Source organism: Thiomonas sp., from assembly GCF_054608695.1.
The window spans coordinates 272,901-286,787 of record NZ_JBTRXV010000001.1; the positions used below are offsets into that span (position 1 = coordinate 272,901).

Consider the following 13,887-nt stretch of genomic DNA (forward strand, 5'->3'; position numbering starts at 1 on the left):
TGGTGGCAGCAGTGTGTATGCCCATATTTGGCCTATCAAGCATGTGGCCAGGCTGTCTTGTAGAGCGGCCAGCTCCTACAGTAAAAAGCCACCGTATCGGTGGCTTCGAAGCATGGATTACTAAAGGATTTCTAGGAGATTAGGCGCCATCAACTTGGTTTGCGAAGGGATCCGTCGATATGCCGGATGTGGCTGGCCCTATGGCCATAGTTTAGTTTCCCCGGGGAAACTACAAGGGGACTTGATCTTCCTGTTTCAGTTTCCCCGGGGAAACTGAAACGATTTCTTGCGAATCCGAAGGACTGCCCTTTTGCTCGAGGTCGGCCGTGCCCGTTAGGGCTTCGGTCCTCAACGACTTTTCCCGTGCGCGCAACACGGTAGAAACCGCGTCCGCCAGCGCGTCCATCTCGGCCAGGGACAGGTCCGGGATTTCCAGCGTGGTGCGCTTCGGCGTCCAGTTCACGATGCCCAGCAGCGTATTGCCAAGCATCACCGCCCGCTTGACGGATTCTCGTGTATGTCGGCTCTGGATCTTACGCTCTTTGGCCCGGCGCAGCGCCGCCAGACTGACTCCGGTTTCCGCGATCCGTCTAGCCCAAGCAATCCCTTCCTCCGGGCCATACTGGCTCACGATCAAGGCGAGTTCATACGCGATTTTTACCGGGAACTGCTCCCGATGGTCGTTGACGATGTCCAGAATCTCTGCCGGCAACCGGTTGTAGCTGAGCACCTTGCTGATGTAGCTCTTGGAATAACCGGTAATTTCCGCCAAGCGGTCCTGGCTGTCGATCAGGCGCTGGTCCAACAATTTTTTCCAGATCAGCGCGTTGTCCAGATCTCCCGGGCGCTCGCTCGAATCGCTCAATTCGAAACCCAGCTTGTACAGGCCGAGAGCGTCCTCCATGGGCGGATGGACGACAGCCCGAACCGTCTTGAAGTTCAACCGATGGGATGCCGCCACCCGGCGGTGGCCGTCCGCGATGATGAAGTGATCACCATCCGCCACCACATGGATGGCCGACTGCACGCCGCCCGCCGCGACGATGGCAGTAACCATCCGCTGCAGGCTGCTTTCCGTTATGGGTGCTCCTCGGGGGTTCAACGGGCTGGATTTCAACAAAGACAACGGGACGTCGATTTCCACCCGTGCGGATCCCGCCCCGACGGGGGAACCCGTGCTTTCGTCCCCACGCGCCTCCGCCTCTATCTCGGCTTTCGCTCGATTGAATTGAGCCAAAAACCTGGCCTCTTCCTCGGCTTTTTCTTCCGGTGACGGCGGTTCGAGCGTGTTCACCACCATGTTGGGGCTAAATACGCGGGATGGCGCGCTACCAGGCGCCGGTGGAAAATCCTCAACCCTAGGCAGTCTGAAGCTCTTCTTCTCCACGACGAACCTCCTTGAATTGCGCGAATCGGGTCAATATCTCCTTGGCCAAAGGCGCGAAATCCTCCCGGATTACAGGGGACATCGGAGCGGACAGGCTGACAGGCATGCCATGCTCGGCAATATTCCGGGGGAGGTCCTCGCTCTCCCGGATCATATTCTGGCTCAACAATGGCTTATGGTTCGCGACCAGCCATTGCATGATGTTCGCCACTCGCAACCTGCGCTTGTTGAAATAATTCGGTACGAGCATCAGATAGGGTTCGCGGCTGAAATCCAGCTTCATGTCCTTCACGGCGCTGATCAGACTGGATATTCCCTTAAAGCCGAAACGGTCCAAGCCTACCGGGACCACCCATAGATCGCAGGTCAGCAAGGCGGCGTTGACCAGAGCGGTCACGCTCGGAGGCAAATCGAACATGATGACGTCATACGGCGTTAGGTCCAGCTCCGGGCTGGGCTGCTCCCGGCCCTGCTTCAGCCACTGGATCAGGCGGAAATCCCGATTGCTCGCGGTCATCAAGGCGTATTCGAGTTGGGAGATGCGAGGATCGGCCGGCACCAGATGGGGGCCCCATTCGCCGTAAGGCTTTTTGACCACGCGGGCGAACGGTTGCACCTCAGAAAATACCGGGGGCAGCCGCAACAGATCTCCGAGGTTGTATTCAACCCCCGATTCCCGGTTGCTGTCATCCACGATGGCTTCCGGGTCGTAGCCCATCAACAACGTGGTATTGGCCTGGCTGTCCGCGTCGATCACCAGCGTGCGCAACCCCATCAACTGGAACTGGCAAGCCAGCTCCGCGGTGAATATGGTTTTGCCCACCCCGCCTTTTCGATTGTACAACGCCACGGTGAGCGGTTTGGCCAACCCGGGCGTGAGCCCCCGGGACCGGCGCCACGCCGCGAACTCGAACACTTTTTCCGGAGTGAACAGCCGGACAGCCGGCGCGCCCGTGGCGGTAGCCCTTTCCACCTCGATGCTGGACTCCCGCTCATAAATCCGGACGCTCTGGTCGCTGACCCCCAGCATGGCGGCGGCAGCCTGAATCTTGTAAACGAGCCTCTTTGGGGCCGGCGCTTCCAAATCATCAAAGTCCATAGCCAGCTCTTGATCCAGTTTCGGCATAGCAATCTCCAGTAGCGAGCGCCGTTAGATATCTCTTCGGCAAAGCCTAAGCGGCTGATAGCCCCCTGTCAACTCGACCAATAAGCTATCAGGTAACCCTAGGCCTTTAGGGAATGCTTGCATTCAGAGGATAGCTTGGGCAATATCCGTCTATAGCCTAAATATTGGTAGTATTCCGCAGCTATCAAGGAGAACTCGCACCAAGAGATATTTATTGCTTTAGCAAAACAAAACGCCCACGGCGGGAACCGTGGGCGTCTTATAGGGTTTGACCAGGAGTTTCTAGCGTAAGCCGCGGCGCCAACCGCGACCAGCACATCGAGCAATGGTGTGAGCTTACGCGAAAAAGCGGTCCTCGTCAACACAGGGAAGCTTTGTTCTCACACCAGGAGGTTGTGTATGCGACAGGTCTCTAGTGCTGTCCGTTCCTTGGCATCCAAAAGTCGTCCGGGATCCCGTACCCCCACCGTGCCGCCGTATTTTGCAAAGGTCCACACCGACAAGGGTTTTTTCCTGCGGCCGCATGTGGTCCAGGAATTCCTGCTGGGCCAGCTGCACTTCAGTGCCTACCGTGTTTGGGACTGGATGGAGCGGACCTTGGGCCGCCAGCGGAATTTCCACCCGGAGCAGGGCGACGATCCCGTATTGAGCCAGTTTTCCGTGGCGGATATCCAGGCTCAGGTCAACAAGAACGCTCCAGCGGCGAATTGCCTGTCACGCCGTACCGTCGAACGGGCGCTCACCGAGCTCAAACGGCTGGGCTACCTGGATATCGAATACCGCTTCATCACCGCCAGCACCGGTCAACGGCAGCAGGTGGCTTCTGCCTACCGGTTACGGTGTCCGCCCGCGCTTCAGGTGATCATCGCCAGCCTGAAACCGGCGCCGGAATCCGCCCCGACTTCGCTGACGGGAGGCCCCGCCAAATCCGGTAGTCACCCCCCGGCACGAATGGCGGACTCAAGAACCAAGACCTCAAAAGAAAAAACAACCGGTCACCGGCCCAAAGCGCACTCAAGGCCCACGACACCGCCCATGAGCCCGCAGCCGGCTTCGCCATCCGCCACCGCCGAGAGCGTCCTTCAGGACCCTGGCGGCACCCCTGGCTACTTCGTCGTACCAGGGCAGGCCGACGCCTGGGTACCTGCCGAAAGCCCCCGGCTGGCGGCGATCGCCGGGGAACTGATCCGACAGTGGTGCATTGTCCGTAAGCGGGAGTTCGGGCAGGCCATCCGTTGGTTGGCCGAAGCGGAAGAGCGGTTGGCCAAGGGCCTGGAGGCGGTCATTGACGGCGAGATCATCACCCCGTCCGGAACCCGCCCTTGTCCCGGTTGAGCCACCGGCCCTAAAAAACCCTGAACGCCAGGAGCGGTCAGGGTCAGCCAATGCGTTATCGTCGGTAGGGTTTCATGAACAGGGACCAGGCATGCAGGAGGCCATCATCCACCGTTTTCATGGGCGGCAGCGCTTTTGCATCTTCAGGGGGCATATCCATGAAGTTGACGGCCATCGCGTCCAGCTGAAGGGACGGGACAGGCCCTTCCCGTCCGGTGTAGGCGGACACTTTCAGACGCCCATTGACGACCACGCGCCGGCCTACGGCTGCGTGCTTTTCCAGCACGGACGCCAACTTGGGGTCAAAGATGTTCACCTGATACCAGACGGTGTCCGAGCCCTGATTGGAGGCCAGACGAAACTTCTTGGCTTCCTTCTGCTCCCCGGCCCTGTTTTTGTAGGCAAAAGACTCCAGCACGGTGGCCACGTTGCCACTGCAGGTATGCGACTGGAAATCCTGGTGCTTGTTGCTTGCCATACGGTTCTCCTTATGGTACTGGCCTGTGCTGCGCCTAATATAGCCACCCGCGAACCGTGGACAGCAAAAAGCCCGGAGATCCGGGCCTTATACAGCATCGTGCGGTACGTTTCCCTGGGTGGGGCAGGTCCTGTGAACGGCTCTCACAGCGGGGGATTGCACCCAACCTGCCTCGCCGAGCTGGGAATGCTCCTATACCAGCGAGCTCAGCCGGCAGCGTCATGTTCGCGACCCGCTCCTTCTACCAGATTAGTCGGTATCATTCCGCTCCTTTTCTTCCTTGTTCGGCAACCGACACACCAGTCACTGGCGATTGGAAAACGGAGTCCACCAAATCAGTTTCTCGGGATGCTCCTGAAAATAGGGACCCACCCGCATTGGGATAACCAGAAAAATTCTTTCACCGAGCACGGCGCACACAGGCACCATTGTGATAAACAGAACCCAGGTAATCGGGTGCCAATACCGGAAAACAATTGACCAGCCACCGCCATCTTCGTGTATGCGCGCAGCGCCCGACCACCATAGAATCCTGCCATATATCCGGACGGGGTACGCCGGCATGTGGCCTCGCTCGACCAGAAGATTCTGGATCATCATCGGAAATCCACCAAAAATACAGGGTCAGTGGATTCATACGTTCCGCCTTGTACCGGCTTGATCCAGGTAAAATATTCAGAGGCAGAAAATTTGGCGAGCCAGCATGGTCCGTATGGCGATATTGGCCTGTATTTGGCGATGTCGGGATGGTGCTCAAGATTTCTATACTTTTTGTCAAGATGCACCAACCCATTGCAGTCATCTTCATGAACTCCAGTAGGCGCATGTATCATTACTTTTACGGTAAAGTCAATGTCATTCACGGTTGCATCTCATTTTGTATGATATGGCTTCATGAAAGTCCTGGCCGCCTCCCTGCACGGGAGGCGCCTAGCACCCCTGTTTATTGCTGGAATCGCGCCAGCTGCGGGTTGGTTTCCGCCTGCGCGGGCAAGCCGGTCATGGCCGGAAGCTGGGCTTCCTGGGGCATGCCGTTGATGGTCTGCCACTTGCCGTTCTGCTGGTACACGATGCCCGGCGTGCCATTAAAGCCGAACTTCTGCATCAGCGCCATATTCGCCTGCAGCGCCGCCACGGTCTTCGCGCTCGGATGCGGAATACCGGTGATACCCCCTTCCTCCGCGGTCTCGTTGAAGCCTTTCTCGTTCGTCGCCCAAGCCTTCGCCGGATTCTTCGCTTCGAGGATGGCAGCGGCTTTCGCAGCGCTGTCCGGCTTGAGGAAACCGACCATGACCAGCCGGACCTGCAACCCCGCCTTGATATAGGGGGTCAGCTCGATGTTGGTCAGGTGACAGAAAATGCAGTTTGGATCCACGAAGGCATAGATCATATGCTTGCTGTCGGGGTTTCCAACCGTGACGTAAGCGCTCTTCTCCAGTTCTGGAATCAGCTTGTTCAACTTCGGTTTAGGCACGTATCGGCCCATGTAGGCCGCCGTCATGTTCTGGCCCTGATCGTTCACCAGCGCCCCGAACAACAACGCCTTGCCGTCCGGCGTGGTGTATGCGATAGCCGGTTGCGAGCCGTGCATCATCAACCAACCGTTCAGGCCGCCAATGGCCTTGAACTCCTTGACCACCGTAACGCCCGCCTGGGTGACCTTGGCCATGACCGGAGGCAACGCGGATGGCGCCACATCGGCGGCGGCCACCACGGGGGCCAGGGAAACACCGGCCGCGACCGCAGCCAACACCGTACTACGGAACAACTTGCGCATGAACTTCTCCTTCATGATTGGGAACCGAGTATAGGCACCGAAGCGCGACGATTCCGAAAAAAAGGATCCACCGGATGGCGGATCCTGGAAACTTACGGATTAGAGGAGTCCGTCATCGGCCTGTGGCTTGCCACCCCCCTGGGGGAAATTCCAGATCTTTTGTTCCGATTTCTCGGCAGGAGCCACCTTCGCGGCTACCGGCGGCTGGCCATTGTGCTCAGCCTCTGGCTTGGCCCAATCCGGCAGGGGAAACTGGAAATTCCTGGGCAGACAGCCGTCTTCCAGCCGCACCCAGGGACTTTCCAGATCGTACAGATACCGACCGACTCCCAGTTTGATGGCCGCGCGCTTGAATGCATCCGAAGCGCCGCCTTTGATCGGCTCGATTTGGGACAAGTCGGCGACATCCTCCTTGTAGATCCATTCATCCGTGCCAGGTACCCGATAGGTGATCCGGCAGATGAAGCCCTTCTCGCCCAAAGGACGATACTCGTCCTTCCAGTTGTCCGGCCCCAGCGCCTCATCGAGACGCTTCATCACGGTCCGTGCCCTGACATACGCCAGGACCTGGCCTTTGGCCTTGTCGCGCGAGGTGCTGCCCACCCGGCCAAGTACTTCCTTGGACGGGAAGGGTTCCCCCAGCAAGGCCTGTAACTTGCGGCTGCGCTCGGTCCGGACATCGGCTTCCATCGCGGGGGCGCTGACCGTCGATTCAGGTTCGGTAGCCGCGGTTTCCGTCACGGCCTCCGCTTCCACGGGGGCCTCTGGGTGTTCCTGGTTTTTGACTGCTCTGGCCATCGTCTTGTCCTTGTATCGGCATCACCGTTGATGCAATAAAGTATAGCAAATGATGATCTACAACACAAGACACGGAATGAACAGCGACAGGGCTCCAAGCCCCCACAACAACAGAACCAGCGCAATCTCATGCTGGCCGCTTTTCCACCAGCGCAGGCTGACTCTCTGGTTCGGAACGAATACCGGGATGCCCATGGGGTTCGGGACGTCCATCGCCAGGTGCACCAGGCCCCCCAATGCGAAGCCCATGGCCATGGCGCCAGGGGGACTCCGGCCATATGCCACCCCCAGACCCAGCAACAGCACCCAAAGCGGCAGCCAGTGCGTGATGGTTCGATGTGGAATCAGGGAAAGCCGTTTCCGGCGGGCCCAGCCGTACGGAGCCTCCAGCCAGTCGGGCGCGGTGGCCCCGAAGAAAGCCGCTGTCGATCCCAGCCAGGCCAGCATGTGGCCGCCGCGCAGGTCCACCAGGGCCAGGGCGATGGCCGCGGTCCCCAGCCCCGTCAATTGATGGCCGGTTTTGGTCATGGCGGCCACATCAGGCTTTTTTGCTCTTTTGATCGAGTGCGTACGCCGGGTCGATCTGTTCGGCACTCAGCAGGAGGTGCGAGACCAGGGTGCCATGGGCGCGCAGCACCCGTTTGAGGAACCAGATGCCCCAGGACGTCATGCCTCCCAACAGAAGGACCAGGCCATCGAATAGCATCTTGAGCAAGGGCTTCATCAGCAGGTCCAGGCCCGGGACCATGCTGAACAGGACGATGGCGAGAACGAATACCGCGAGCCAGAACAGGATCGTGCTCACTGGGAGCCGGCCGGAGCGCGAAAAGTGAATACCGGAGGATGCAGGACTCCCGTTTGCAGGAGGCGTTCGCTCTCCTGGGAAACCGTGCGGAGCAACTGGTCCAGTTCCAGGGGCAGTTCTTCCGCGACAAAAGACGCCTTGGCGAATTGCGCGAACGCCGCCAGGAGCAGGATCACCGCATGGGGTTTGACGTCCGGGGATTCCGGCAACTGCAGACTGACCGAGATGGTCTGGCCATCCCGTTCCACCCGCGAGACCCACGTCGCGCCCGCACCGGCGGCCAACTGGGTCATCACATCGGCGCAGAGATCAAAGGGCGGGGGTGCTTCGGGCCGGGTCATGTCCAAACTCCAGGGTGAATGAATACCAACAGTATATAACTTCCCCGGCCGAAAACCAACCTTATTCCGTTCCGATTCGGCCCGCGTCAGGCCTTGACGGGGACGCCGGGGTCTCCGGAATCAGACAGGAATTCCCTATAGCGGGTGGTGAAGTTCAGCACGTTCTCCTCTTTCGGAACCGTGGTGGGCCGGCGGAGCACCTGGAATTCTGGAATGCGCTTACCGAACAGCAGCATGGGCGTATTGACGTGGAATATCCGGGATCCGGACATGACGAACGCCTCGCCCTTGCCCAGACTCTTGAGCTGGTCCGGGGTCACCCGGAACTCCTCCTGCTCGCGCCAGGTTTCCCCTAGCCCCCCAGAGCTGGTCTCCGATGACTGGGGCCCTGCCTGCACCACCTGGGCCGAATTGCCGGAGCTTTCCGATTGGGAGAGCGAGTAGGCGTAGCGTTTGGTTTTGCCGATGATCTCGGCCGCCAGCTCCGGGCTGTCCTTGGAGCCGAACTTGAAGAAGATCTTGTTCCAGGTGTTCTGGATGATCATGTCCGCGAATTCAGGGGAGACCACCGCCAGGTTGGCGAAGGACTGGAAGGCCGGAATCATGCAGATCTGGGCGCTACGGGCCTGCTCGAAGAGCCGCGAGATGCCCGGCATCACGTAGGACCCCATTTCGTCCGCGAAGACGATGAAGGGTGGATTCGGGCGGTCCCGTTCCGGCATCCCCTGGACTCGCGCCACGGCCGTCCGCAAATCGGACATGATCATTTTGCCCAGGTTCAGGGCCGCCGTATCCTTGGACATGGTCGGCAACATGACGTACAGGGCTTTGTTGTTGACAACGATGTCGATGAGGTCGATTTCGGGGGCGTAGGTGTTGAACACCTGGCCGAACTGGCCCTGCGCGAATTGCGCGATCCGTCCCGACATGCCGCCCAGGACCTGCTTGAGCTGGTTGAGGTCGATCTGCACCGGACCGCCGCCGGGTGGCTTGCGCTTGTATTGGTCGATGAACACCTGGAACGTGGCCCGTTCCGCCCCGGGGGGGATCATCCGCTCCAGTTCGGCCAGGGCGCGGGGAGACTGCAGCAGGATGGTCAGGTCACCGTAGTGATACCGGTAGTTGGCGGCCTTGAGGCCTCCGATCAGCACGGTCAGGGCATAGTTGGCGCTTTGCCGGTAGTAGTCGGCCCCGGGGTTGTTCTCTGCGCTGGGCAACAGATTCAGCAGGCGGGAGGCGACTTCGTCCGCGTCCCCCGAGAGCAGCGGATTGTAGGTATTGGACTGCGCCGGATCACTGACGTTGAGCACGTAGAATTCGTCTTCCCGTCCGGCCAGCCACATCATGTGCGCGAGCTTGTTCCGGGTCTCGAAATCGAGCTTGGCGTCGATGAAAATGAAACCGCCGCCGCGGACGATTTGCTGCCACAGCAGGAATTCCCCGAGCGTGGTCTTGCCCACTCCGGACTGGCCGATAATCGCGGTATGGCGCATCCACAGATCGTTCGCGATATCCACCGGTCGGCTATGGTCGCGGGTATAGCCCGCACGCAGTCCGGCGGAACCCATCATCGGCGGGTATAGCTTGTCCGACCGCAGCACAAAGCCTTCCCGGATATCCGGGTTGACACGATCCAGCCAGCCGGAAGCCTTTTTCCAACCCAGCCAGGTCCCACCCAACAGGGCGGGGGCGGCCATACCCAGGGCATCGGCCTGCCCTGCCAGCCAGGGGGAAGAGCCGGCGATGCCGCCCGCCAGAGCCGCCAGTGCCCAGGCATCCTTCCGTCCCATCAAATTCTGATTCACGGGGCTCCCGCAGGGACTCCAGGGCCGCCCAGCGCGGAATTGCCGTTGGGCATGCTGGACGGGGTGTAGGTGGACACCGGACTATTGGTGTTGCCGCCTCCGGTATTGGTGGCCGACCCGGGCGGCGGCGTGGAGGCCGCGTCCACCACCTGGATCTGGACCGTCTGGACCCCGTCATTGGTCGTGTTGAAGGTCACCGTCGCGGTGTACGTGGTATCCGTGTTCACCGCCGGATACTGGTGGTTGGCGACGAACATGCCGTTCGCCTGGCTGGCCGTGCCGCTGCTGCCGTCTCCCCAGTCCACGGAAACGGACGATACCGCGCCATGGTTGGGGGAGGACGGCGGCCAGACGGTGGCCGCGTTCAGTTCCACCGGGAAGGGGCCCATGCCGCTCGCGGATTCGTCCTGGCACTGGACGCCGTTGAAGTTGTCGCAGATCACGGCCGCTTGCCGCGTGCTCGGTTTCGCCACCGGGGCCGATCCGCCGCTGGTGAACGTATGGTAGAAGCTCTGGGCATCCGCGGTGGCATTGGACGCCATCTGGCTCTGGTTCAGGGAGGCCGGCGTCAGGGTGGCGATGTACTCGCTCAGGTTCATCTTGTTGAAGTCGAGTACCGACAGCTGCGCGGTCGTGAACCCTTCGCACTGGGGACTCTGCGGTGATCCCCACGGCATGGTGCTTACCGAAACCGGCGCGATTACCGTGTAGTGACACTGGAACGACCCCTGGTTGCATTGGCCGTATACCGAGATATTGGATCCGATGCTGACCTGTCCGATCGGCAGATTGGTCGGCAACTGAACCTGCTGCCAGGTGACCCCCGCATTCAGGCTGTAGTTCAGTGGTACCGTCGCGGGGAAGGTGGCCGTGGGCGACCCCGCCAGGGTGACCGTCTGGAACTCGTAGTTGCCGAGCTGGTTGATCTGGCCCGGATTGATCGTGGAATTCCCGGGCGCGTACAGGGGCCAGCCCAGGGACATCTGCAGATTCGCGTTGCCGCCGGAAGCCGACGGCCAGGCCGACAGGCTGTAGTTGCAGGCGCCGGTGGTCAGGTTGCAGGCGCCGGTGGCCACCGTAAACTTGGACAGGCTGTAGCTGGTGTCGTCCGTCGGGGCCACGTTCTGGAGCGCCCAGCCCCCCGGGCCGTTGGCCCCCGAACGAGGATCGTCCGGCAGAGCGCCGCAGGCCTGCCCACTGTTGCAGGTCGCAAACCAGACCGCCGGCATGGACGGGCAGACGATTCCGCCGTTTTGCTCGGCCGCCTGTTCCGCGGCGATGTCTACCTGGCCGTTGACCGCCTCGCAATAGGTCGGCCACTGCCAGACGGCCACCGTATTGCCGTTCACCGTGGTCCGCGGGCCCCAGCCTCCGTTTTGCGAGAAATAGGAGAAATTCATCGTGCCGGACTGGGCTCCGGCATAACCGCTGGCGGCGAGTTGCGCCAGCTGCTCCCGGCCCTGCTGCTGGATGATCTTCGCCAGAACGCTGTCGAAGACGCAGTAACCCTGCTTCTGGCTGATGCAGATGATGAAGCGCTGGTTGCACCATTGGCCCAGATAGACCGCGCGGTGGGCGCGGCGGGCCGACGACAACTGCTGCTCGGCGGTGGAGCACTTGTCGAGAATATTGCCGCCCTTGCCGGTAATGTTGGTATTGCAGCAATTGTTGGTGATGAACCCGTTCAGGATAGGGTCGGTGCACCAGGCCGGTTTTCCGGGGAAGATCGTCAGTTTTCCCGGCGTCATGTCCTTGCTGATGGCATTCAGGATGCCCATGTAGGTGGCGGCTTCCTGGAAGCTGTTACTGGTCTTTTGGGTCTGGTTCGCGCCCAGCCCATACGTCATGGCTGTGTTGCAGTTGTTGGAGGTTTCCGTCTGGGTGCAGACCTGCTTGCTCAGTCCGCAGGTGTAGGTCTGCTGCTCCAGATTGCAGACGCCGTCCTGGGACGACGTGCAGGTCGCCGCGTTGAGCGTGCAGTTCCCCTGGGTGTTGCACTGCGGAACCGTCGTGCTGGCCGGACAGACCTGGACGTTGGTCTGGTTGATGCAGGTGCCGTTATCGGTCTGGTTGCAGGTCCGCTGCGCCGACTGGCAGGATCCCGGGGCCGGCAGGGGGCCGGTGGCCTGGCAAGTGGTGGTGCTGCCGCCGGGACAGATGTAGTTGGCTGCCCATTGGACGCAGTTGCCATCGGCCAGAGTCTGGGTGCAGGTGGTGGACGAAAGGTAGCAGCCGGAGAGTTGGGCGGCCGAACAGGAGTTGGTCTGCTGGCCGGTATAACAAGTGTATTGCTCGTTGTACTGCCAACAGGAGGCATTTACATATAAGGCCCCCGCGCCGCCGTTGGACCCTTGGGTACAGACCGTTGCCCCGTTGATGTTTTTGCAGCCCGCCGACACACAATTGTCATAGTTTTGGGTGCAACCGAACAAGGCCCAAGCCGGGCTGGACACCCCAAGCAGCAGGAGGCCTAGGAGCAGCGACCAGGACGGGAATTTCCGGAAAAGGGTTCGCATGAGGTCAGCCCGCGCTTTGGTAAATGGCACAGCCATTGGTCCAACCTTGGCTACTGATATAGGGGACGTTTATGGTCTTAACTTCCGGCCAGCCGATAGTCACCGAGCACGTGGATTGGTAGCTAAGCGGGCTATTGAACTGATCGTATGAGCTTTCGCTACCCGTTATGGTAAGGGTGCCCCCGGTCAATGTCGCCGAAACGCTGCCGTTAACCCCCATAGGCACGTCTGTATCCGACCCGTCGGTAGCCGACAGGCTCCCGTTAACCGGAACGGCCCCGGCTAAAAGCAGTGTTCCATAGGGTTCGTACAACGAGACATTTATCGCGGAAGTACCCGGGGTGCAGGTCACAGTGAGCGTTCCGCCGCCGGCCCCATTGGGCATCAAATATGGGCCATAGAACTGAAGCGGACAGGAGGCGACTTGCTGGCCAGGACTGCAGCTAGCCACTTGCCGCGTAGTCCAGGCCACGGTTGCGTTGTAGGTGTCCGAGCATTGATACGGGGCCTGACTCGAGGTGATGGTGCAATTCTGCGTCGGCGTCACCGTCGTGCAGGTGTTCATCGTCAACGGCAGATCCTGGTTGCAGGTCTCCGTGTAATTGTTGGACTGGGTGGCCCATCGCACGCACTGGGAGGTCGTCGTGCAGGAGCCGCCGAAATCCGCCGACTGCTGGCCGTTGCAGGTATAGACGATCCCGTTGCCGTTCAGTCCCCCTTTGATCTGCTGGGTGCAACTGTTCAACTGGAACGTCTGATTTCCGGTTTGGATCGAAGCCTGGTACGCGCCGCTGTTGAAAGTCGCTTCCAGGCTGTTCTGGTATCCGTTGGTTCCCGCCGTCACCTCGTTGGTGGCTTCGTTGGTCAGGGCGCTCCCGGACGTGGGCTTGATCGTCGAATTGTTGACGGTCAATGTTCCGGTGCAGGTTCCGGAGGCATCCGCCGGGCAGCTGTTCAAAGCCAGGCTGATCGAGGAGCTGAGCTGGACCGACTGTCCGGGGGCGATCCCGGTCGACTGCCAGTTCGGGGAGCCGGGATTGCAGTCGCCGCCGTTGATGGAAGCCAGGCAATACTGCAGTGTCAGGGAACTGACCTGCGCCGTCGCCGCCGGCCCCTGGTAGAGACAATTGTAGGCATCGAGACCATAGCCGCCCGGGAAGATCGGATTTCGGGTCTTGCAGTTCAGGGTGACGGGATACGTGCCGGTAGCGGTCGCTCCCGCCAGGGAGCCAACCCCGTTGGCCGGGCTGCCGGTCGCGTTGACGTTGCCGATCCCTGTCGTTCCCGTCGTGCCGGGGCCGACCTGGCCCGTTGTGGTCTGCACGGAATTCTGGGAGGTCCCCAGCGAGCCGCCAACGGCCGCTTCCCCGTTCGCGCCAAGCTGGGAACCGGTCCCCAGCGCCTCCGGAATGGTCATCACCGCCCACGCCGGCGACGCCATGCCGACGGTAAGCAGCAGGGCGGTCAGGATTCGTGCGCGGAAATGGAAGCGAGTACGGGGCATGGGTCGAATTCTCCG

At 60.7% G+C, this 13,887-nt stretch carries 13 protein-coding genes; 1 reads left to right on the forward strand and 12 read right to left on the reverse strand.

What is annotated here, in order from left to right:
• Nucleotides 1–229: 229 nt before the first annotated feature.
• Both ACYCUK_RS01790 and ACYCUK_RS01795 read right to left on the reverse strand, forming a co-directional pair.
• The gene (locus ACYCUK_RS01790) at nt 230–1,387 is read right to left on the reverse strand and encodes a ParB/RepB/Spo0J family partition protein (protein WP_461593129.1); all 1,158 of its coding nucleotides are present in this window, start codon (nt 1,385–1,387) and stop codon (nt 230–232) included.
• The gene (locus tag ACYCUK_RS01795) at nt 1,359–2,513 is read right to left on the reverse strand and encodes a ParA family protein (protein WP_461593130.1); all 1,155 of its coding nucleotides are present in this window, start codon (nt 2,511–2,513) and stop codon (nt 1,359–1,361) included. Before ACYCUK_RS01795 ends, ACYCUK_RS01790 begins: the two co-directional genes overlap by 29 nt.
• Before the next feature lie 468 nt (nt 2,514–2,981).
• Here ACYCUK_RS01795 and ACYCUK_RS01800 point away from each other — a divergent pair, with 468 nt between their 5' ends.
• Complete coding sequence (locus ACYCUK_RS01800) at nt 2,982–3,848, forward strand: hypothetical protein (RefSeq protein ID WP_461593131.1); 867 nt, start codon at nt 2,982–2,984, stop codon at nt 3,846–3,848.
• A gap of 55 nt (nt 3,849–3,903) precedes the next feature.
• Here ACYCUK_RS01800 and ACYCUK_RS01805 read toward each other — a convergent pair whose 3' ends face one another.
• The 10 genes from ACYCUK_RS01805 to ACYCUK_RS01850 all read right to left on the reverse strand — a co-directional run bounded on the left by ACYCUK_RS01805 (nt 3,904) and on the right by ACYCUK_RS01850 (nt 13,872).
• Entirely contained in the window at nt 3,904–4,326 is a 423-nt protein-coding gene (locus tag ACYCUK_RS01805; RefSeq protein ID WP_461593132.1) for a single-stranded DNA-binding protein, read from the reverse strand.
• Nucleotides 4,327–4,922: 596 nt separating this feature from the next.
• A complete protein-coding gene (locus tag ACYCUK_RS01810) occupies nt 4,923–5,189 on the reverse strand; it encodes a hypothetical protein (protein ID WP_461593133.1) in 267 nt (88 codons plus the stop codon).
• Between the two features lie 80 nt (nt 5,190–5,269).
• Entirely contained in the window at nt 5,270–6,103 is an 834-nt protein-coding gene (dsbG, locus tag ACYCUK_RS01815; protein WP_461593134.1) for a thiol:disulfide interchange protein DsbG, read from the reverse strand.
• 99 nt (nt 6,104–6,202) lie between these two features.
• Entirely contained in the window at nt 6,203–6,859 is a 657-nt protein-coding gene (locus ACYCUK_RS01820) for a Rad52/Rad22 family DNA repair protein (RefSeq protein ID WP_461593135.1), read from the reverse strand.
• 99 nt (nt 6,860–6,958) lie between these two features.
• Complete coding sequence (locus ACYCUK_RS01825) at nt 6,959–7,429, reverse strand: metal-dependent hydrolase (protein ID WP_461593136.1); 471 nt, start codon at nt 7,427–7,429, stop codon at nt 6,959–6,961.
• Between the two features lie 10 nt (nt 7,430–7,439).
• A complete protein-coding gene (locus ACYCUK_RS01830; RefSeq protein ID WP_461593137.1) occupies nt 7,440–7,706 on the reverse strand; it encodes a hypothetical protein in 267 nt (88 codons plus the stop codon).
• The gene (locus tag ACYCUK_RS01835; protein WP_461593138.1) at nt 7,703–8,047 is read right to left on the reverse strand and encodes a hypothetical protein; all 345 of its coding nucleotides are present in this window, start codon (nt 8,045–8,047) and stop codon (nt 7,703–7,705) included. The genes ACYCUK_RS01830 and ACYCUK_RS01835 overlap by 4 nt, the downstream gene beginning before the upstream one ends.
• 86 nt (nt 8,048–8,133) lie before the next feature.
• Complete coding sequence (locus ACYCUK_RS01840) at nt 8,134–9,837, reverse strand: type IV secretory system conjugative DNA transfer family protein (RefSeq protein ID WP_461593139.1); 1,704 nt, start codon at nt 9,835–9,837, stop codon at nt 8,134–8,136.
• A gap of 11 nt (nt 9,838–9,848) precedes the next feature.
• Nucleotides 9,849–12,368, reverse strand: a complete 2,520-nt coding sequence (gene traN / locus ACYCUK_RS01845) for a conjugal transfer protein TraN (protein ID WP_461593140.1) — start codon at nt 12,366–12,368, stop codon at nt 9,849–9,851.
• Between the two features lie 4 nt (nt 12,369–12,372).
• Nucleotides 12,373–13,872, reverse strand: coding sequence for a hypothetical protein (locus ACYCUK_RS01850; RefSeq protein ID WP_461593141.1), 1,500 nt, complete (start codon nt 13,870–13,872; stop codon nt 12,373–12,375).
• Nucleotides 13,873–13,887: the final 15 nt, after the last annotated feature.

Excerpts from the sequence above, each read along its gene's own strand:
- ACYCUK_RS01795 (WP_461593130.1), bottom strand. The coding sequence starts at position 2,513 with ATGCCGAAACTGGATCAAGAGCTGGCTATGGACTTTGATGATTTGGAA.
- ACYCUK_RS01805 (WP_461593132.1), bottom strand. The coding sequence starts at position 4,326 with ATGGCAAGCAACAAGCACCAGGATTTCCAGTCGCATACCTGCAGTGGC.
- dsbG (WP_461593134.1), bottom strand. The coding sequence starts at position 6,103 with ATGCGCAAGTTGTTCCGTAGTACGGTGTTGGCTGCGGTCGCGGCCGGT.
- ACYCUK_RS01825 (WP_461593136.1), bottom strand. The coding sequence starts at position 7,429 with ATGACCAAAACCGGCCATCAATTGACGGGGCTGGGGACCGCGGCCATC.
- ACYCUK_RS01835 (WP_461593138.1), bottom strand. The coding sequence starts at position 8,047 with ATGACCCGGCCCGAAGCACCCCCGCCCTTTGATCTCTGCGCCGATGTG.
- ACYCUK_RS01840 (WP_461593139.1), bottom strand. The coding sequence starts at position 9,837 with ATGGGACGGAAGGATGCCTGGGCACTGGCGGCTCTGGCGGGCGGCATC.
- traN (WP_461593140.1), bottom strand. The coding sequence starts at position 12,368 with ATGCGAACCCTTTTCCGGAAATTCCCGTCCTGGTCGCTGCTCCTAGGC.
- ACYCUK_RS01850 (WP_461593141.1), bottom strand. The coding sequence starts at position 13,872 with ATGCCCCGTACTCGCTTCCATTTCCGCGCACGAATCCTGACCGCCCTG.